A 16,584-nucleotide genomic window follows, 5' to 3' on the forward strand; every position below is an offset into this window, starting at 1 on the left:
CGGGTCATGCCGGGTCAGGGAGTGAAGATCTTCTCGGCCTGGTCGCGCTGGACATGCAGGTCCCAGTACATCGGGGAGATCTGGCCTGCGGAGGCGCTGGGTGTGCCTTCCGGTGCGCGGTCACCGATCCACGCTCCGATGGCCACGTGTGCGGCTTGGATGCCCTCGGGTTCGAGTTCCTTGTGCAAGTTCAGTACCCACGAGCGCAGGGCCGCAGCGGCGGTGTTGATGTCACCGAACATCGGCGTGGGATCCACCGACCCCGCTCCGGTGGTGAACAGCAGCGTGCCCGTACCGGCCTGCCGCATCGCGGGTAGCACTACGCCGGTAGCGGCGATCGCGCCGTAGACCAGGTACTGCATCTGCAGGTCCACGTCCGCGGCGGTGACCGCGGCGGGCGTGAGGAACTTCGGCTCGGGTCCGCCTGGGGAGTACTCGAGCACGTCGATTCCCCCGAAGTGCTGTGCTGCGGCTTTGAGGGCGCCGGTCAGAGATTCGGTGTCCAGGACGTCTGCCGCGAACCCCTTGGCGGTGATGCCTTCGGTGGCGAGGGTTGTGGCGTGGGCGTCGAGGTTGGTCTGGCTGCGGGACAGCAGCGCCACGTCGAAGCCGTGGGAGCCGAAGGTGCGGGCGATGGCCAGGCCCATACCGGGTCCGGCGCCGACGACAGCGATAGTAGGCACGGGGAGAGCTCCTTCGGGTGGTCCGGCTGTTCCGGGTGAGGACGAGAAGCCGGTGGTTATCAGTAGTTCCTTGGTAACTTTGGATAACCATCTTCGGGTGGTCAAGAAGGCACTTCGAGGTGCCGTGGTTCTGTGGAGGTAACCATGCAGGCCAGCGACGACATCGACCCGATCTGCGGACAGGGCGGCACCCGGGCCCGAGAGGTCCTGGACCTGGTCTCGGACAAGTGGTCGCTATACGTCGTGGCCGCCTTGGGGCAAGGCCCGCTGCGGTTCAGTCAGGCCCGGCGGGTCGTCGTCGGGATCAGCCAGCGCATGCTCACCGTAACCCTGCGTCAACTCGTGCGTGACGGTCTGGCCTCACGCACAGTAACCCCCACGGTGCCGCCGCAGGTCACCTATGCGCTGACCGAGACCGGGCACAGTCTGCGTCTGGCCGTCCAGCCGTTGATCGAGTGGGCTTTCGCCACCGTCGATGACATCGACGCCGCTCGCGCAGCCTACGACGCCCAAATCGATGAGCAGGCATGACCACGACTCCGTGGGCTGTCGGAAATTGACGGACCTGCCCTAGTCCCTCATCTTCGACCTGGAGCGCCCTGGTTGCGCCGGGGCGATTCGTCGCAGCATGACCAACCCCGCCGGTTGCACGAAGATCGACCGGCGCGCCACCGCGTCGCCCTCGGCATCGATCTCGTACCCGTCAAGCCAGATCCACCCGTCGTAGGTGATCCAATCCAGCGCGCGGATCACCCGGAACATGATCGGCCTGACGAACTGCACGCTGGCCGCGCTGGTCACGTGCACCAGGTCACCGGCCTTGGGCGCGCTCATCGCCAGCCGAACACAGAGCGGTACCTGCGCCATGCCATGATCCGATTGCGCGCGGCCTCCACCATCGGGCAGAAGCCGGAATCCATGCACTTCCGGCAGCGGCCATGGCGGTGGTAGTCCAGGCAGCACCAAGCCGACTGCACCAGGAACGGCACCTCGCGGCGTGTGGTCACCTCCTCCTCGCGCGGAGATCCTGGCTCGGCCGCACGAGGGCTAGGTGTCGAGCGTCTTTCAACCTCATCGGCTCCTCCCACGGGACTGCCGGGTCCGGCCTTCTGCGGCGCCCCGCCCCACCGAGCCCAGCTCCACCAGGGCGGGGGCACCGCGTAACCGATCACACACCCCCAGCCACCCCCCTGTCAATATGGGTAGACCACATAGAGTGGACCGCATAGGGTAGATCTACCCATGCCTACCGTCATTCGCATGGGTGAGCCGGAGGTCCCGGGACCGCTCGTCGGTCCGGGTGAGATCATGATCATGCTCGGCGTAGGCCGATCGCGGTTCAGGCAGATCACGGTGCAGCCGCATTTCCCGCGCCCGTTTCAGACCTTGCAGGCCGGCTCGGTATGGCTGCGGTCCGAGGTCGAGGCATACATCCGGGACTACCGCCAGCCACGCCCAGCGGACGAAGAAGAGCAAGGCTGACCAAAACGCCCACACCGCTCAGGTCCGCGCCAGCAAAGACCCGCAGTGGCCGGCGCCAGCGCTCAGCGCAGGTCAGTGGGCCGGCTTCATCGAGAGCGTCAAGGCCGGCAAGTTCGATGCCTGAGCAACGGTGCCGGGTGCGGCTGATGGCCACACCCGGCTGCCGCAAAGAACGTCATGTCGTCAGGAGGCGAGCCGCCGGGCCGCCGCGTACGTCTCGGCCCCGAAGAGGACCAGGCGGGCCTCGGTGACGTGCGCGGGGGTCGCCGCCCGGAGCACCGCGAGGGCCTGACGTACGGCGTCCTCCACCGGCCAGCCGTAGACGCCGGCCGAGATCAACGGGAACGCCACCGTGGCGGCCTGCAACCCGTCGGCCACCGCCAGGCTGTTGGCATAGCAGTCCCGCAGCAGCGCCGACCGGTCCTCGGTGGCCGAGAAGACCGGCCCGACCGTGTGCACGACCCAGCGGGCCGGCAGCTGGCCGGCGGTGGTGGCGACCGCCTGGCCGGTCGGCAGGCCCCGGCCGTACCGCGACGCGCGCAGCGCCCGGCACTCGGCCAGGATGGCCGGCCCGCCCCGCCGGTGGATCGCGCCGTCCACACCCCCGCCGCCGAGCAGCGACGAGTTGGCCGCGTTCACGATCACGTCGACCCGCTGCGCGGTGATGTCCCCCTCGACCAGGATGATCTCCACGTCAGCGCTCCTCGATGGACTGGCCGAAGGAGCGGCGGGTGAGCAGGGCCGCGCCGGCCACCGCCGCCGGCATCACCAGCACCGCGCCGAGCGGGATCAGGAAGCAGACGAAGACGGCCGTCCCGAAGCCGAGTGCGGTGGGCCGGTCGACCTTCAGCCGGGCCCGGCGGTCCGGCAGCCGCAAACCACGCCGGGAGAACGGCGCCCCGGTCAGCTCCAGGGCGAGGAGCCAGCCACCCACCGCCGCCCCGATCACCGGCACGACCGTCTGCCCGACCACCGGGATGAACCCGGCCGCGAAGAGCGGGATGCCGACCAGCACGGAGATCGCGACCAGTCGCAGCGAGTCGACGAGGCTGCGGCGCAGCGACGACCAGAACGGCACCTCCACCGCGCCGGGGGTGCCGCCGTACCGTTCCTCCACCCGCTCGGAGATCTTCTCGTAGAACGGGTCGCCGATGACCAGGGTGACCGCGGTGAAGGTGAGCACCCCGAGCAGCCCGCCGACCCCGAGGAAGGCCAGGCCGGCGACCACCCGGACCAGGCTGCGGGCGGTGGCGGACCAGTCGTCGGCGAACGGGGTGACCAGCCCGGCCAGGTCGTCCACGAAGTACACCAGGGTGGCGAACGCTCCCACGAACAACACCCCGGAGAGCAGCGCCGGGACGATGCCGAGCAGCATCAGGCCGGGGCTGCGGACGTACAGGCCGAGGCCGCGCAGGAGCAGGCCGACCCCGGAGAAGAACCGACCGACGGCGCCGGTCACCGGCGCGGTGATGTTGCTGGGTACGTTCACGACCGCTGAGCCTAACGGCGACCGGCACATCCGGCCCGTCGTCCCTGCCCGACACAATGGGTGGGTGCGGGCCTCTCGGTTGATCTCGTTGGTGCTGCTGCTCCAGTCCCGGGAGACGATGACGGCCGCCGAGCTGGCCCGGGAGCTGGAGGTTTCCGAGCGGACCGTGTACCGGGACGTGCTGGCGCTCTCCGCCGCCGGGGTGCCGGTCTACGCCGATCGGGGCCGCTCCGGCGGGTACCGGCTGATCGGCGGGTACCGGACCCGGCTGACCGGGCTGACCCGGGACGAGGCGGAGGCGCTCTTCCTGACCGGGCTGCCCGGCCCGGCCGGGGACCTGGGGCTGGCCGACGCGGTCGCCTCCGCCGAGCTGAAGGTGCTGGCCGCGCTGCCCCCCGCCCTGCGCGACGCGCCGGCCCGCGTCGGGCAGCGGTTCCACCTCGACGTGCCGGGCTGGTTCCGGGACGCGACGCCGCCGCCGTGGCTGGCCGAGCTGGCCCGGGCGGTGTGGCGGGACCGGGTCGTCGAGCTGCGCTACCGGCGCGGCGAGCGGGAGGTCGGCCGGCGGCTGGAGCCGTACGGGCTGGTGCTCAAGAGCGGGGTCTGGTATCTGGTCGCCCGGGTCGGCGACGCCACCCGGACGTACCGGGTGGACCGGGTGGTCGACGTGCTGACGGCCGAGGAGACGTTCGACCGGGACGAGGGCTTCGACCTGGGCGGCCACTGGCACGACCAGGCCGAGGCGTTCCTGCGCAGCATGCAGCGGGCCGAGGTCGGCGTCCGGCTCAGCCCCGCCGGTCTGCGCGCGCTCCGCCGGGCCCCGGAGGCCCCCTTCGGGTACGCCGAGGCGACCCGCGCCGCCGGCGAGCCCGACGGGCGGGGCTGGGTGGTCACCCGGCTGCCCGTCGAGTCCGTCGAGGTGGCGTACGAGTTGCTGCTGCGGCTCGGGCCGGAGGCGGAGGTGCTCGACCCGCCCGAGCTGCGGGAGCGGGTGGCCGACGCCGCCACCCGGCTCGCCGCGCTGTACGGCAGGCCGGGCGACGGGACGCAGTGACCGGGCGGCCGGCGTGGCGGGGACGGGACGGGACGGTCAGCGGTAGTCGGCGACGTCGGCCGGCTTGCCGCCGTCCACCACCTCGCTGATGTAGCGGAAGCCGTCCGGTTGGCTGCCGTCGAGGTCGGTGAAGCCGTACACCCGGGCCAGCTCGCCGCTGGAGACGGACTTACCGTTCCAGCGGGCCCGGTCGGAGTCGGCGGCCAACGCGGCCACCGCCCGCCCGACGTACGCCGGGGTCTCCGAGATGAGGAAGTGCGGGTCCCCCGCCGCGCCGTCGCGCCAGTTCTCCTCCGTCACCCCGAAGCGCTCCAGCATGGACTCGGAGCGGATCCAGCCGGGAGTGAGGGCGACCGCGGTGCCGCCGTGCGGCTCCAGCTCGTGCGCCTGGGTGAAGGCGAGCCGGTTCACACAGGTCTTGGCCAAGTCGTAGAAGACCGACAGCCGGTAGTGGGCGTCGTTGTACTCCCGGGTCCCGTCGCCGATCTCCACCACCAGCCCGCCGGGGCGGCGGATCAGCAGCGGCAACGCGAAATGGCTGGTGACGATGTGGGTCTCGACCGCCAGCCGCAGGGTGCGGAAGCCGGGCTCCAGGGGCTGCTCCCAGACCGGCTTCTCCCAGGTGACCAGGTGGTCGGCGCCCCAGATGTCGTTGACCAGCACGTCGAGCCGGCCCTGCTCCGCGTCGATCCGGGCCGTCAGGTCGCGGACCTGGTCGGGGACGAGGTGGTCGACCCGGACCGCGATGCCGGTGCCGCCGGCGGCGGTGACCAGCTCCGCGGTCTCCTCGATGGTCTCCGGCCGGTCCAGCTCCGAACGCCCGGCCCTACTGGTGCGGCCGGTCGCGTACACCGTGGCCCCGGCGGCGCCGAGCTGCACCGCGATCTGCCGGCCGGCGCCCCGCGTAGCCCCGGCGACGAGCGCGATCTTCCCTGACAGGGGTTTCGTCGTCATGCGATCGACCCTGACAGCAATACCTGACACCCGAAGTCCGGTTTCGCGAACGGGTGTCCTGCGTCATGCTCAGCGCCATGCACCTGCTGCTCTCCGGCATCGTCGGCTCGGTCGCGTACGGGCTGGCCGGGCCCGGGTCCGACGTCGACCGGATCGGGGTGTACGCCGAGCCGACGGTCGCCTTCCACGGGCTGCGCCCGCCCCGCGAGTCGGTGGTCACCACCGACCCGGACGTCACCCTGCACGAGGCCGGCAAGTACGCCCGGCTCGCGCTCAGCGGCAACCCGACCGCCACCGAGCTGATGTGGCTGCCCGACGCCTGCTACGAGACCCGCACGGAGCTGGGCGACCGGCTGGTCGCCATCCGCTCGGCGTTCCTGAGCGCGCCCCGGGTCCGCGACGCCTACCTGGGGTACGCCACCCAGCAGTTCCGCAAGCTGGCCTCGCGGGGCGACGGGACGTTCTCGGCCGACACCCGGCGGCGGACGGCCAAGCACGCCCGGCACCTGGCCCGGCTGGTGCACCAGGGTCAACTGCTGTACGCCACCGGCGTCCTGGAGATCCGGCTGGCCGACCCGGAGCGGTTCCGGGCGTTCGGCGACCGGGTGGCCGGCGGCGAGCTGGACGCGGCGCGGGCCCTGCTCGCCGAGGCGGAACGGGACTTCGACACCGTGCGTACCCCGCTGCCGGACCGGCCCGACGAGGCTACGGTCGAGCGCTGGCTGCTCGACGTGCGGGCCGCCCACCTGCCGCCGGAGCTCACCGGCTGACAGCAGGTCAGCCGTTGAGGAACGTGGAGATCCGTTCCCGCAGGTCGGCGCGTTCCGACCAGAGCACGCCCGGGCGGTCGTACACGTGCAGGGTGGCCCGGGGCAGGGCGGCGGCGAGCTGCTCGGCGACCTCGACCGGATGGAGGTCGTCGCCCGTGCAGGCGAGCACGAGTGCGGGGGCGTCCACCGCCGCCAGCGCCGCCCGGTCGTCGAGCGGAACCTGGTCGGGCAGCCCGGCCAGGCCCGCCGCGAGGCCGTCGCGCAGGAGCTGGTCCAACCGCTGCCGCAGGTACGCCCACCCGGCCGGGGTGTTGCGCACGGCGGGCGGCATCTCCACCGCGACGACGTCGGCGACGGCCGAGGCGTCGCCGCTCTCGACCGCGGCGACCAGGTCGGTGATCCGGTCCCGGGCGACCTGGCCCCGCGGCCGGTCGAGCGCGGCCGGGAGGAAGAAGACCAGCCGCTCGAAGCGCTCCGGGCTCTCGGCCAGCAGCCGGCAGAGCGCGCCCGCGCCGAGGCTGGCCCCGAACGCCCGGGTGGCCCCACCGAGGTCGGCGACGGCCCGCAGGTCACGGGCGAGGTCCAGGTAGCTCCACGGGCCGGGTGGCGCGTCGGAGCGGCCGTGCCCCCGGAACTGGAAGAAGACCTTACGGCCGGTGACCCCGCTGCCGAACGGGCGGGTGGTGGCGATGCCGTTGCCCAGCCCGTGCGCGAACACGGTGGCCGGGACGCCGACGCCGGTGACGAGCTGTTCGAGCCGGACCCCGTGCGGGGTGGTGACCAGCTCGGTCTCCGGCTCGGGCAGGGCGGGCCGGCCGGTACGCGGGGCGCCGGGACCCGGGCCCCAGGTCCGTGGCCCGCCGTCCGGCGGCGGTGGCCAGCGGAACCCTCTCACCAGGACGACCCCCGGCCGCCGTGCAGGTCGCGCAGCCCGGCCCGGACGTCGAGCAGGTAGATCAGGGCGGCGGCGATGCCGACCAGGCCGAAGATGTTGAGCACGTTGTTGGTCAGCAGGGTGAGCACCAGGCAGACCGCGAGGATGGCGATCCACCCGCCCTTGGGCAGGGTGCCGATCGCGGCGAAGCCATCGCCGCGCTGGGTGATCGCGTGCACCAGTGCCACCCCCTCGATGACGAGGGCGAACACCAGCAACAGCATGGTGATCCAGTACTGGACCTCGAAGGCGAAGATCGGCGCGGCGTTGGCCATGCCGGCAAGCTTATGCCGACGACCCCGGATCCGTCCGTCAGGACGCATCCGGGGTCGTTGCCGCACGGGTTCGGCGGGTTGGCTACTCGGCGGCCGGGCCGGTGCGCCGGGCGGTCTTCGGCAGCTTGGCCGACGGGGTGTCGGTGGTCGCCGTCGGAGCCGTCTTGCCGGTCGCCTTGGCCGCGGTCGCCTTGGTGGCCCGGGTCCGCGGGGTCTTCGCGGCGGCCGGCTTGGCCTCCACGACCTCGGCCACGTCGGCCGGGGTCGGGACGTCGGTCTTCGCCGCCACCGGGGCCTCGGTCACCGCCGGGGTCGCGGTCAGCTCCGCCTCGGTCGCCTCGATGTCGGCGTTGACCGCGTCGGCGGCGTCCAGCACCCCGGCGCCGACCACCCGCTCGCCGCGGGCGACCAGCTCGCCGTACGCGGCCAGGGCCCGCACCTGGGCGGCCTGCGCGCCGGCGACGACGACGGCGGCGTTGCGGGTGGCCAGCTCGCGGATCCGGTCGAGGTCGGCGGCCTCGCGCAGCCGGTTGACGTCGGCCGCCTCGCGCAGGCGGTTCAGCTCGGCCTGGACGCCCTTCCCGCTCAGCTCGGTGGCGGTCTGGTTGGCGGTGCGAAGCGTCTCGGCGGCCCGCTGGCGCAGCTCGAAGCCGGTCACGACGGCCTTGCCGCCGAGTCCGGCGACGACCTTGCCGCCCAGGTCGGTGACGACCGTCGGCAGCTTGCGCAGCTGCTCGATCGCCAGGTCACCGGCGCCGGCGGCGGCGTAGAGCGGGGCCGGGATGCGGTTGGTCTTCGGCTGGGTCATGACTTCTCCTCCTCGACCGCGGCAGCGGTCTTGTCCTCGTCGACCGCGGCGGCGGTCTTGTCGGCCGCCTGCGGGGCGGCCTTCGTCGCTGGGCTGTTGCTGCGCGGGGCTGGCGCCGAGCCCGCCTCGGTGACGGCGACCGACTCCAGGACCGCCTCGGTCGGGGTGCCCTCCGGCGTGGTGGGCCCGGTCGCGGCCGGGGTCGCCGTGGCGGGGGCCTGCGGCGCGCTGGCCGTCGCCGGGGCGTCGGCGCTGGCCGTCGCCTCGGCGAGCCGGGCGTTCTCCCGGCGGAACGTCTCGTAGATCTGGGTGAGGGACTGCTTCTGCGCCATGGTCAGGTCGGGATCGACCGCGATGGCGGCGAGCACGCCCTGCCCCTCCTTGTCGTCGAGCAGGCCGGCGCGCAGGTACATCGCGGGAGTGGAGACCCGCAGCGCGCTGGCGAGCTGCTGGAGCACCTCCGCGCTGGGCCTGCGCAGGCCGCGCTCGATCTGGCTGAGGTACGGGTTGCTGACGCCCGCCTGCTCGGCGAGCTGCCGCAACGAGATCTTCGCGTTGCGTCGCAGGTCACGGATGAACCCGCCGACATCGGGTAGGTCCTTGGAGCTGGCCATGGCCCCACGCTAACCGGGACCGCTAGCTCCTGCAAGCAGAATGCTAGCCAGAGTTAGCGAGGTCTCAGAACCGGTTTGCGCGCCCTCTGTCCGGTCCGTACCTTTTCCCATCGTGACGAAGATCGAGATCAACGGCGCGAACCTCGCGTACGACGACACCGGCAGCGGATCCCCCGTCGTGCTGCTGCACGCCGGCATCGCCGACCGGCGGATGTGGCGGGAGCAGGTGCCCGCCCTGGCCACCCGGCACCGGGTGATCACCCTGGACCTGCGCGGCTACGGCGACTCCGAACTGCCTCCCGACCCGTTCGCCCACCACGACGACGTCGTCGGGCTGCTGGACGCGCTGGACCTGCCCCGGGCCGCGCTGGTGGGCTGCTCGTTCGGCGGGGCGGTGGCGGTCGACACCGCCCTGGCGCACCCGGGGCGGATCCGCGCGCTCGCGCTCCTCGGCACGGCGATCGGGGGCAACGAGTGGTCCGAGGAGACCAACGACCTCTGGGACGACCTCGTCGGCGAGACCGACCCCGAGGACTTCGCGGCCGGCGCGGCCGGCGAGGTGCGGTTCTGGGTGGTCGGCCCGGGCCGCCGCCCGGAGGACGTCGACCCGGCGCTGGTCCGGTTCGCCGAGGAGATGGACCGGCAGGCGCTCGCCGCCGAGCTGGCGTTGAGCGCCGTGGACGTGGCCGAGCTCGACCCGCCCGCGATCGGGCGGCTCGGCGAGCTGCGCGTACCGGTGCTGGTGGCCGCCGGGGCGGCCGACGTGCCGGACATCCGCCGGCTCGCCGACCGGATCGCCGCCGAGGTCCCCGGCGCGGTCCGGCTGCCGGACGTTCCCGACGCCGGCCACCTGCTCCCCCTGGAGCGCCCGGACGCCGTCAACCCCGCCCTGCTCGACCTTCTCGGGTGAGAACTGACCTCCTGGTGTGAGGAAGTGCCGCCCGGCGAGGGCGCCCGCCGGGTCACCAGAGCGGGCGGACCGCCCCGACCGGGAGGCCGCCGCCGAGCAGCGGCAGCTCGGCGTACTCGTCGAGGACCGGCGCCCTGACGCCCAGCCGGCGCAGCGCGGAGACCAGGACCGGCATCCGGGCCCGCGCCGCCCCGTCGTCGATCTTCACGGCGACCGCGCCGACGCCGGGCAGCGCTGCGGCGATCACCCCCTCCGCGCCGATCTTGACGAGCGCGCCGGGCAGGCCGCGCATCAGCCTGCTGTCCTCCGCCCAGGTGCCACCCACGACCTCCGGGTACGCCCGCATGGCGTCCGCGACCGTCCGCGCCGCCGAGCCCGGCTCGGCGGTGACCAGCCGCAGGAACGCCCCGGCCAGCCCGGTCAGCGAGACGGCGAGCACCGGGGCCCCGCAGCCGTCCACCCCGACGGCCGCCGCCCGCTCCCCGGTGAACTCCTCGACAGTCTCCCGCAGCCGCTGCTGCAACGGATGCTCCGGACGCCAGTAGCCCTCCCGGGGCCAGCCGGCGGCCAGGCAGGTGAGCACCATGCCGGTGTGCTTGCCGGAGCAGTTCATCCGGGCCCGGGTGGGCCCGCCGCCGGCCCGCAGCACGGCCTCCCGGGCCAGCTCGCCCATCGGCAGGTCGGGTGGGCAGCCGAGGGCGGACTCGTCCAGCCCGGCGGCGGCCAGCAGCTCGCCCACCCGGGCCACGTGGAACTCCTCCCCCGCGTGGCTGGCCGACACCAGCGCCACGTCGGCCGGGTCGCCCAGCGGCAGCCCGGCGCGGAGCATGCCGATCGCCTGCATCGGCTTACTCGCCGAGCGGGGAAAGATCGGGGAGGTGACGTCCCCGGTGCTGGCCACCGGCTCGCCGGCCGCGTCGAGCACCGCCACCGAGCCGCGGTGCAGCCCCTCCACGAATCCCGAACGGATCACCTCGGCGAGCGGCGCGCCGCCCTCGTACGTCGTTCTCACAACGTGGACGGTACCGACGGGGCGGCGGCGGCCGTAACGAGGGTGAGCAGGCCGGTTGCCCGCCCGACGACAGGGGCGCGGGCCGAAGCGGGACTTACCGGCGGAAGCCGGCGCCGGCCCGCCCCGCCGTGGACGGCGGGCGGGTCACGACGGCGAACGCGGTCAGGAGAGGCCGAGCAGCTCGCGGGCCGCCGTCGTGGTCAGCGGCGGGCGCTGGGCGAGCTGGGCGAAGCCGACCGCCCGCGCGACGAGCTGCATGTTCGACTCGACGGGCTGCCCCTTGGCGTACGTGGTGGTGTCCTCCATCCCCACCCGCAGGTGCCCGCCGGCCGACAGCGAGGCCAGCATCACCGTGATGCTGCTGCGGCCGATGCCGGTGGCCGAGAACGTGGTCCCCTCCGGCAGGTCGCGCAGCGCCTGGTGGGCGGCGACCAGCGCCTGCGTGGTGCCCGGCATACCGCCCGGCACCCCCATCACGAAGTCGACGTGCACGTGCCCACCGTGCGGCAGGCCGTACTTGCCGAGCAGGCGCTGCAGGGCGGTCAGGTGGCCGAGGTCGAAGATCTCGTACTCCGGGACGATGCCGCGCTCCTGCATCCGGGTGTGCAGGTCGACGATGAACTCCCAGCGGTTGAGGAAGACGTCGTCGCCGAAGTTGAGCGTGCCCATGGTGCAGGAGGCCATGTCCGGCCCGGCGTCCAGCACGGCCAGCCGGTCGGCCTCGGGGTCGGTCACCGCCCCGCCGGAGGAGAGCTGCACGACCAGGTCGGTGCTCTCCCGCAGCGCGGCCACCGTCTCCCGCAGCCGCCCCTGGTCGAGGGTGGGCCGCGCGTCGTCGTCGCGGATGTGGATGTGGATCACGGCAGCGCCGAGCGCCTCGCACTCCTTCGCGGTCAGCAGCAGCTCGTCGAGGGTCACCGGCAGCGCCGGGACCTCGGCCTTCGCCGACTCCGCACCGGTGGGGGCAACCGTGACCAACGTCCCTGTCGTCATGCCGGCGATCCTAGACGGCCCGCCCGGGCAAATCGACCGTCGGACTGAACGCCAGTTCAGGAAGGGTCGATCGCGGCGGCCGTCTCGCCGACCAGGAGGCTGGCGTCGTCTCCGACGTTGCGCTTGACCACCGCCAGGGCTACCTGGCCCAGCTCGTGGTGGTGCACGGCGGTGCCGACGAAACCGACCGCCCGGCCGTCCAGGGTCACCGGGGTGCCGGCGGCCGGCAGCAGGTCGGTGGTCACCCCGTCCAGGTGCAGCAGTACGAGCCGACGCGGCGGCCGCCCCAGGTTGTGCACCCGGGCGACGGTCTCCTGGCCCCGATAGCAGCCCTTGTCCAGATGCACGGCCCGGGCGATCAGGTCCACATCGGCCGGGATGGTCCGGTGGTCGGTGTCCACCCCGACCCGGGCCCGCCGGGCGGCCACCCGGATCGCCTCGTACGCCCACAGCCCGACCACCGGCACCCCCGCACCGCGCAGCTCGGCGACCACCTGGTCCATGGCCACCCGGGGCACCAGCAGGTCCACGCCGAGCGGGCCCCGGCGGGCCCACCCACCGATCGGCAGCGGCGCGACGGCGTACCGGACGGTGGGCCGGGACGGCATCTCGCCGGTGCGGAACTTCGGACCCGGCACCCCGACGGCGTCGGGCTCGGCCAGCCCGGTCACGCCCAGCGTGCCGAGCGCGCCGGCCGCCTCCGGGCCGACCAGGGAGAGCAGGGCGTGCTCGGCGGTGGCGTCACGCGGCTCGACCTTGCTGAAGAACCGCATCCGCTCCAGGTACGTCAGCAGACCGCCCGTGGCACCCGGCTCGGTGTCCAGCCAGGTGGTCTCGCCGTCCTCGGCGACCATCGCGTGCTGCTCGACGTGGCCATGTGGGGAAAGCACCAGCAGCTCCGTGCCCTCGCCGGCCTTCAGCGTCGCCAGGTGCTGGGTGGTGAGGGTGTGCAGCCAGCCGATCCGCTCCTCGCCGGGCACGGCGATGATCCCCCGGTGCGACCGGTCGACCAGGCCCACGGCGGTGTCGAGGGTGCGCTGCTCCCGCATCGGGTCGCCGTAGTGGGCGGCGACCCCGCGCACCCCGGCCGCCCGGTGCGCCGGCTCCGGCTGGTCCCGCGTCTGTTCGTCGATGGCCTCGGCCGCGACCACGCCCGCGATGTCGATCATTTCCGCTCCCCGTCCTCGCAGCGACCGCAGACGCCGAAGAGCGCCACGTGCCCGATGTCCACCCGGAACCCCCGATCGTCGGCAAGCCGGTCGGCGAGTGGCCGGAGCATCTCCCGGTCGATCTCGTCGATCGCGCCGCACTCCCGGCAGACCAGGTGGACGTGCTGGTGTTCACCGGCCGCGTGGTAGGTGGGCGAGCCGTGCGACAGGTGGGTGTGGGTCACCAGGCCCAGACGTTCAAGCAGCTCCAACGTCCGGTAGATGGTGGTGATGTTGACGCCGGCGGCGACCTCACGGACCGCACCGTGCACCTGTTCCGGTGTGGCGTGCCCGAGGTCCAGCACCGCCTGGAGGATCAACTGCCGCTGCGCCGTCAGCCGCAGCCCACGAGCGCGGAGCACTTCCGCAAGGGAGGATTCGGACACCGTCCGACTATAGTTCGCCGACCGGCACCCACACCCACCCCCACTTCCGTCTCCACCCCGCCCCGCTCATGTTGATCAAGAAGTTTGCGTCCCGGGGATGCTCCAAACGTGACGCAAACTTCTTGATCACTCCGGCATTTCGGTGCGGGTTAACCGGCTGTGCGGAGGAGCCGGGCGGAGAGGTGGGGGGTCAGGGGGTGGCCGACGGCGGCCATGTCCTGGGCGTACAGCAGGGCGCCCTCGACGATGCCGAAGAGCCGGTGCCCGGCCGTGACCTCCTTGGCGGTGGAGGTGCGGACCACCGCGTCGGTGACGAACTCCAACTGGGTGCCCTTGCGCTTGCCGATGTGCAGCTCCATCACACCCGTCGGCACGGACATCAGGGCCTCCAGCTCGTCGGTGGCCCGGCCGTCGCCGTCGAGCACCGGACGCCACCAGCCCACCTCGCGGCCGGCGGGGCGCACCGGCCGGCTCTCCTCGTCGAGGATCCAGGCCCGCGACTCGTAGCACAGGAACGGCCGGCCGTCGTGGCTGATCCGGATCTCCTGGGCGTAGTCGAAGTCCTCGATCGTCGGGTATCCGCCCCGACCCCGGCCCCGCCACACCCCGACGTAGGGCAGCAGTCCGTCCAGCGCCGGATGCAGCTTCGGGCCCACCCGCAGGTCGTGGCTCTCCTCGTACGGGTACGGATCGACCGGGGGCGCATTCAACCAGGGCGGCTGTAGGGCGTTCTCGCCGCTCACAGGTTCGTCTCCGTTCGCGACTGCGGGGCTCGCAGACCCGGCTCACTCCTCGCGCTCACAGGTTCGTCTCCGTTCGCGACTGCGGGGCTCGCAGACCCGGCTCACTCCTCGCGCTCACCAACGTCCTCTCGACATGCGTACAGCTAGGTAGACCAGGCCACCGGCGAGCGCGCCCAGGCCGGCGACCAGCAGGCTGACGAACCCGATCTCGGTAACCATCCGGGTCATCCTATGCTGGCGCCATGGCCCGTACTCTCGTCGTCAAGGTCACCGCCGGCGCCGACGCGCCCGAGCGGTGCGCACAGGCCTTCACCGTCGCCGCCACCGCTGCGGCCTCCGGGGTGGACGTCTCGCTCTGGCTGACCGGGGAGTCCACCTGGTTCGCGCTGCCCGGCCGGGCGCAGGAGTTCGAGCTGCCGCACTCCGCGCCGCTGGCCGAGCTGCTGCACGTGATCATGAGCACCGGCAGGGTGACGGCCTGCACCCAGTGCGCGGCCCGCCGGGACATCGGCCCGGACGACGTGTTGCCCGGCGTACGGATCGCCGGGGCGGCGGTCTTCGTCGAGGAAGCGATGGCCGACGGGGCGCAGGCGCTCGTCTACTGACGGCCGGTCCCCTGACCCGCCGCCAGGTGGGTCAGCCTCCGCAGCCGGTGCTGGCGGTGAGCTCGGTGCCGGCCAGGGCCACGGTGACCGGGCCCTGTCGGTAGGCGTACCCCTCGGTGGCGTCGAAAAGGACGGTGTCGGCGGCGACCGGGGCGAGCGCGCGGGCCGGTTCGGCCGGGGCGGGGTCGAGGGTGACGCGGGCGGTGCGGGCCGGCCCCCCACCGCCGGGACACGGCGCGGCGACCAGCACAGGAGCCGGCGCGGCCGGGGTGCCGAGTGCCCGCAGGGCGGCGGCGAGGGCGGCCGTCTCCGGGCCGCCCTGGGCGGCGGAGGCGCGGTAGCCGTCGCCCACCGGGCGGCACCCGGTGCGGACGCTCAGCCGGACCCGGCCGTCGCCGGCCGGACGCCCCTCCACCAGCACGAACTCCCCCGCGTCGGCACGCAACCGGGGGCCGTCGCCGGTCACCCGGACCCCGGCCCGCCAGGCAGCCGGCAGCCGGTCGGCGATCTCGGTGAGCACGGCGCGCGGGTCCGCGCCGGGCGCGACGACCTCCACCGCGCGCGCCAGCGTCGCGCCGTCGAGCAGGGGCGTCACCGTACAGCCCTGCTCGATCCGGTCCGGTACGAGCGCGACGGCCCGGTCCCCGGCAGCCGCCGCGACCAGCTCGCCCACCGCGCGGTCGACCACCGGCCCGGCCTGGGCCAGGGTGCGCTGTTCGCGGACGGTCGGCCCATCGTCGCGGACCGACACCCAGGTGAGTACGCCCAACAGCACCGCCCAGGCCACGGTCACGGCCAGCAGCCAGCGGGACCGCCGGCGGGCGGGCGTCGGCTCGCTGGGATCGGTCGGCGGGGCGTATCCCGGCTGTGCAGCACCACTCACCGGGCCATCGTGTCACGCGGTGTCGCCACCCCGTCCGGCGCGCCGACTCCACCCGCCGGTGCAGGCGACCGCCGAAGCGCTCGTTGAAGAAAATTAAGATCAACATGCAGAAAGTTGAAGTTAAGTGGGGTACAAATCTAGATATGACAGAGCAGGCGATGGACTGGCAGGAACTCACCAACCTGACCCGGGGCCAGCCGTTCGTCGTCGAGCGGGTGCGCCTGGCAGGCAACGGCGTCGCGATCGAGGGCGAGTTCGAGCTACCGCAACTGGCTCAGCTCAACGTCGAGGATCAGGTCTTCGTCACGGCGTTCGTGCGGTGCCACGGTTCCATCAAGGAGATGGAGCGAATCTTCGGGGTGAGCTACCCGACGATCAAATCCCGACTGAACCGGATCATGCAGATGCTCGACTTCGTCGAGACCGATCCGGCACCGTCCCGGGCCGACGTCATCGATCGGTTGCGTCGTGGCGAGATCACCGCACAGCAGGCGCTGTCCGAACTGGACGGCCGAGCGTGATGCCGCAGTTGTTGACCGTACGGCTCAAACGCCCGGACGGTCGTCCCATCCGGATCTGGGTCCCGGTGCTCCCCGTGGTGCTCGTGTTCTCGCCGGTCGTGGTCCTGGCCGTGCTGGTGGCGGCCGTGGTCTGCCTCGTGTACCGCGTCAGTGTGGTGCGGGCACTCGGCGCCGGCTGGGGCGTCGTCTCCGCGTTGCCCGGCACCCGGGTCGACGTCGAGCAGGGCCGTACGGCTGTGCTCGTAACCATTCGATAGGAG

Annotated in this window: 24 protein-coding genes; 8 read left to right on the forward strand and 16 right to left on the reverse strand. The window is 73.0% G+C overall.

Annotation, left to right across the window (positions count from 1 at the left end):
* Window positions 1-14: 14 nt before the first annotated feature.
* Window positions 15-683: an SDR family NAD(P)-dependent oxidoreductase gene (locus ACQPZO_RS27965; protein ID WP_433344870.1), complete on the reverse strand. Its 669-nt coding sequence runs from the start codon at window positions 681-683 to the stop codon at window positions 15-17.
* Between the two features lie 144 nt (window positions 684-827).
* Between ACQPZO_RS27965 and ACQPZO_RS27970 the strand changes: the two genes are divergently transcribed.
* Window positions 828-1,214, forward strand: coding sequence for a winged helix-turn-helix transcriptional regulator (locus ACQPZO_RS27970; RefSeq protein WP_433344871.1), 387 nt, complete (start codon window positions 828-830; stop codon window positions 1,212-1,214).
* Between the two features lie 39 nt (window positions 1,215-1,253).
* On the opposite strand, the gene ACQPZO_RS27975 is transcribed toward ACQPZO_RS27970, so the two are convergent.
* Window positions 1,254-1,517: a hypothetical protein gene (locus tag ACQPZO_RS27975; RefSeq protein ID WP_433351305.1), complete on the reverse strand. Its 264-nt coding sequence runs from the start codon at window positions 1,515-1,517 to the stop codon at window positions 1,254-1,256.
* A 426-nt stretch (window positions 1,518-1,943) separates the two neighbouring features.
* Here ACQPZO_RS27975 and ACQPZO_RS27980 point away from each other — a divergent pair, with 426 nt between their 5' ends.
* Entirely contained in the window at window positions 1,944-2,165 is a 222-nt protein-coding gene (locus tag ACQPZO_RS27980; protein ID WP_433344873.1) for a helix-turn-helix transcriptional regulator, read from the forward strand.
* Between the two features lie 183 nt (window positions 2,166-2,348).
* Here ACQPZO_RS27980 and ACQPZO_RS27985 read toward each other — a convergent pair whose 3' ends face one another.
* Window positions 2,349-2,858 carry an O-acetyl-ADP-ribose deacetylase gene (locus ACQPZO_RS27985; RefSeq protein ID WP_433344874.1) on the reverse strand — a complete coding sequence of 170 codons (510 nt, stop codon included), beginning with the start codon at window positions 2,856-2,858 and terminating at the stop codon, window positions 2,349-2,351.
* 1 nt (window position 2,859) lies between these two features.
* The gene (locus tag ACQPZO_RS27990) at window positions 2,860-3,684 is read right to left on the reverse strand and encodes an EI24 domain-containing protein (RefSeq protein WP_433344876.1); all 825 of its coding nucleotides are present in this window, start codon (window positions 3,682-3,684) and stop codon (window positions 2,860-2,862) included.
* 34 nt (window positions 3,685-3,718) lie between these two features.
* Between ACQPZO_RS27990 and ACQPZO_RS27995 the strand changes: the two genes are divergently transcribed.
* The gene (locus tag ACQPZO_RS27995; RefSeq protein ID WP_433344877.1) at window positions 3,719-4,708 is read left to right on the forward strand and encodes a helix-turn-helix transcriptional regulator; all 990 of its coding nucleotides are present in this window, start codon (window positions 3,719-3,721) and stop codon (window positions 4,706-4,708) included.
* Between the two features lie 36 nt (window positions 4,709-4,744).
* Here the strand turns inward: ACQPZO_RS27995 and ACQPZO_RS28000 are convergent, their stop codons facing one another.
* On the reverse strand, window positions 4,745-5,662 hold the full coding sequence (locus ACQPZO_RS28000) for an SDR family oxidoreductase (protein ID WP_433344879.1): 918 nt from the start codon (window positions 5,660-5,662) through the stop codon (window positions 4,745-4,747).
* A gap of 77 nt (window positions 5,663-5,739) precedes the next feature.
* On the opposite strand from ACQPZO_RS28000, the gene ACQPZO_RS28005 reads away from it, so the two are divergent.
* Window positions 5,740-6,432, forward strand: a complete 693-nt coding sequence (locus ACQPZO_RS28005; protein ID WP_433351307.1) for a nucleotidyltransferase domain-containing protein — start codon at window positions 5,740-5,742, stop codon at window positions 6,430-6,432.
* A gap of 7 nt (window positions 6,433-6,439) precedes the next feature.
* On the opposite strand, the gene ACQPZO_RS28010 is transcribed toward ACQPZO_RS28005, so the two are convergent.
* The 4 genes from ACQPZO_RS28010 to ACQPZO_RS28025 form a co-directional block, all read right to left on the reverse strand.
* Complete coding sequence (locus ACQPZO_RS28010; protein WP_433344881.1) at window positions 6,440-7,327, reverse strand: alpha/beta fold hydrolase; 888 nt, start codon at window positions 7,325-7,327, stop codon at window positions 6,440-6,442.
* Complete coding sequence (locus ACQPZO_RS28015; RefSeq protein ID WP_433344883.1) at window positions 7,324-7,641, reverse strand: DUF2516 family protein; 318 nt, start codon at window positions 7,639-7,641, stop codon at window positions 7,324-7,326. The genes ACQPZO_RS28010 and ACQPZO_RS28015 overlap by 4 nt, the downstream gene beginning before the upstream one ends.
* 82 nt (window positions 7,642-7,723) lie before the next feature.
* Window positions 7,724-8,449, reverse strand: coding sequence for a hypothetical protein (locus ACQPZO_RS28020; RefSeq protein WP_433344885.1), 726 nt, complete (start codon window positions 8,447-8,449; stop codon window positions 7,724-7,726).
* The gene (locus tag ACQPZO_RS28025) at window positions 8,446-9,063 is read right to left on the reverse strand and encodes a helix-turn-helix domain-containing protein (RefSeq protein WP_433344887.1); all 618 of its coding nucleotides are present in this window, start codon (window positions 9,061-9,063) and stop codon (window positions 8,446-8,448) included. The genes ACQPZO_RS28020 and ACQPZO_RS28025 overlap by 4 nt, the downstream gene beginning before the upstream one ends.
* Before the next feature lie 112 nt (window positions 9,064-9,175).
* Between ACQPZO_RS28025 and ACQPZO_RS28030 the strand changes: the two genes are divergently transcribed.
* Window positions 9,176-9,973: an alpha/beta fold hydrolase gene (locus ACQPZO_RS28030; RefSeq protein ID WP_433344889.1), complete on the forward strand. Its 798-nt coding sequence runs from the start codon at window positions 9,176-9,178 to the stop codon at window positions 9,971-9,973.
* 52 nt (window positions 9,974-10,025) lie between these two features.
* Here ACQPZO_RS28030 and ACQPZO_RS28035 read toward each other — a convergent pair whose 3' ends face one another.
* The 6 genes from ACQPZO_RS28035 to mtfM form a co-directional block, all read right to left on the reverse strand.
* The gene (locus tag ACQPZO_RS28035; protein WP_433344891.1) at window positions 10,026-10,985 is read right to left on the reverse strand and encodes an asparaginase; all 960 of its coding nucleotides are present in this window, start codon (window positions 10,983-10,985) and stop codon (window positions 10,026-10,028) included.
* 162 nt (window positions 10,986-11,147) lie between these two features.
* The gene (locus ACQPZO_RS28040) at window positions 11,148-11,978 is read right to left on the reverse strand and encodes a 3-keto-5-aminohexanoate cleavage protein (protein WP_433344892.1); all 831 of its coding nucleotides are present in this window, start codon (window positions 11,976-11,978) and stop codon (window positions 11,148-11,150) included.
* 56 nt (window positions 11,979-12,034) lie between these two features.
* Entirely contained in the window at window positions 12,035-13,147 is a 1,113-nt protein-coding gene (locus ACQPZO_RS28045) for a YgfZ/GcvT domain-containing protein (protein WP_433344893.1), read from the reverse strand.
* Complete coding sequence (locus ACQPZO_RS28050; protein ID WP_433344895.1) at window positions 13,144-13,572, reverse strand: Fur family transcriptional regulator; 429 nt, start codon at window positions 13,570-13,572, stop codon at window positions 13,144-13,146. Before ACQPZO_RS28050 ends, ACQPZO_RS28045 begins: the two co-directional genes overlap by 4 nt.
* Window positions 13,573-13,721: 149 nt before the next feature.
* Window positions 13,722-14,315 carry an FABP family protein gene (locus ACQPZO_RS28055; protein WP_433344896.1) on the reverse strand — a complete coding sequence of 198 codons (594 nt, stop codon included), beginning with the start codon at window positions 14,313-14,315 and terminating at the stop codon, window positions 13,722-13,724.
* Between the two features lie 114 nt (window positions 14,316-14,429).
* Window positions 14,430-14,534 carry a small membrane protein MtfM gene (gene mtfM, locus ACQPZO_RS28060; protein ID WP_036376929.1) on the reverse strand — a complete coding sequence of 35 codons (105 nt, stop codon included), beginning with the start codon at window positions 14,532-14,534 and terminating at the stop codon, window positions 14,430-14,432.
* Between the two features lie 23 nt (window positions 14,535-14,557).
* Between mtfM and ACQPZO_RS28065 the strand changes: the two genes are divergently transcribed.
* Window positions 14,558-14,920 carry a DsrE family protein gene (locus ACQPZO_RS28065; RefSeq protein WP_433344897.1) on the forward strand — a complete coding sequence of 121 codons (363 nt, stop codon included), beginning with the start codon at window positions 14,558-14,560 and terminating at the stop codon, window positions 14,918-14,920.
* 31 nt (window positions 14,921-14,951) lie between these two features.
* On the opposite strand, the gene ACQPZO_RS28070 is transcribed toward ACQPZO_RS28065, so the two are convergent.
* Entirely contained in the window at window positions 14,952-15,803 is an 852-nt protein-coding gene (locus ACQPZO_RS28070) for a hypothetical protein (RefSeq protein WP_433344899.1), read from the reverse strand.
* Between the two features lie 143 nt (window positions 15,804-15,946).
* Here ACQPZO_RS28070 and ACQPZO_RS28075 point away from each other — a divergent pair, with 143 nt between their 5' ends.
* Window positions 15,947-16,324 (forward strand): DUF2089 domain-containing protein, encoded by a 378-nt coding sequence (locus ACQPZO_RS28075; protein ID WP_433344900.1) that lies wholly within the window; start codon window positions 15,947-15,949, stop codon window positions 16,322-16,324.
* Window positions 16,324-16,581 carry a hypothetical protein gene (locus tag ACQPZO_RS28080; RefSeq protein WP_433344901.1) on the forward strand — a complete coding sequence of 86 codons (258 nt, stop codon included), beginning with the start codon at window positions 16,324-16,326 and terminating at the stop codon, window positions 16,579-16,581. Before ACQPZO_RS28075 ends, ACQPZO_RS28080 begins: the two co-directional genes overlap by 1 nt.
* Window positions 16,582-16,584 lie beyond the last annotated feature (3 nt).

Source organism: Micromonospora sp. CA-111912 (assembly GCF_050948415.1).
Taxonomy (GTDB): domain Bacteria; phylum Actinomycetota; class Actinomycetes; order Mycobacteriales; family Micromonosporaceae; genus Micromonospora.

Excerpts from the sequence above, each read along its gene's own strand:
- ACQPZO_RS28015 (WP_433344883.1), bottom strand. The coding sequence starts at position 7,641 with ATGGCCAACGCCGCGCCGATCTTCGCCTTCGAGGTCCAGTACTGGATC.
- mtfM (WP_036376929.1), bottom strand. The coding sequence starts at position 14,534 with ATGGTTACCGAGATCGGGTTCGTCAGCCTGCTGGTCGCCGGCCTGGGC.
- ACQPZO_RS28005 (WP_433351307.1), top strand. The coding sequence starts at position 5,740 with ATGCACCTGCTGCTCTCCGGCATCGTCGGCTCGGTCGCGTACGGGCTG.
- ACQPZO_RS28020 (WP_433344885.1), bottom strand. The coding sequence starts at position 8,449 with ATGACCCAGCCGAAGACCAACCGCATCCCGGCCCCGCTCTACGCCGCC.
- ACQPZO_RS28080 (WP_433344901.1), top strand. The coding sequence starts at position 16,324 with ATGCCGCAGTTGTTGACCGTACGGCTCAAACGCCCGGACGGTCGTCCC.
- ACQPZO_RS27970 (WP_433344871.1), top strand. The coding sequence starts at position 828 with ATGCAGGCCAGCGACGACATCGACCCGATCTGCGGACAGGGCGGCACC.
- ACQPZO_RS27990 (WP_433344876.1), bottom strand. The coding sequence starts at position 3,684 with ATGTGCCGGTCGCCGTTAGGCTCAGCGGTCGTGAACGTACCCAGCAAC.
- ACQPZO_RS28045 (WP_433344893.1), bottom strand. The coding sequence starts at position 13,147 with ATGATCGACATCGCGGGCGTGGTCGCGGCCGAGGCCATCGACGAACAG.
- ACQPZO_RS27975 (WP_433351305.1), bottom strand. The coding sequence starts at position 1,517 with ATGAGCGCGCCCAAGGCCGGTGACCTGGTGCACGTGACCAGCGCGGCC.
- ACQPZO_RS28025 (WP_433344887.1), bottom strand. The coding sequence starts at position 9,063 with ATGGCCAGCTCCAAGGACCTACCCGATGTCGGCGGGTTCATCCGTGAC.
- ACQPZO_RS27980 (WP_433344873.1), top strand. The coding sequence starts at position 1,944 with ATGGGTGAGCCGGAGGTCCCGGGACCGCTCGTCGGTCCGGGTGAGATC.
- ACQPZO_RS28075 (WP_433344900.1), top strand. The coding sequence starts at position 15,947 with ATGACAGAGCAGGCGATGGACTGGCAGGAACTCACCAACCTGACCCGG.
- ACQPZO_RS28000 (WP_433344879.1), bottom strand. The coding sequence starts at position 5,662 with ATGACGACGAAACCCCTGTCAGGGAAGATCGCGCTCGTCGCCGGGGCT.
- ACQPZO_RS28040 (WP_433344892.1), bottom strand. The coding sequence starts at position 11,978 with ATGACGACAGGGACGTTGGTCACGGTTGCCCCCACCGGTGCGGAGTCG.
- ACQPZO_RS28065 (WP_433344897.1), top strand. The coding sequence starts at position 14,558 with ATGGCCCGTACTCTCGTCGTCAAGGTCACCGCCGGCGCCGACGCGCCC.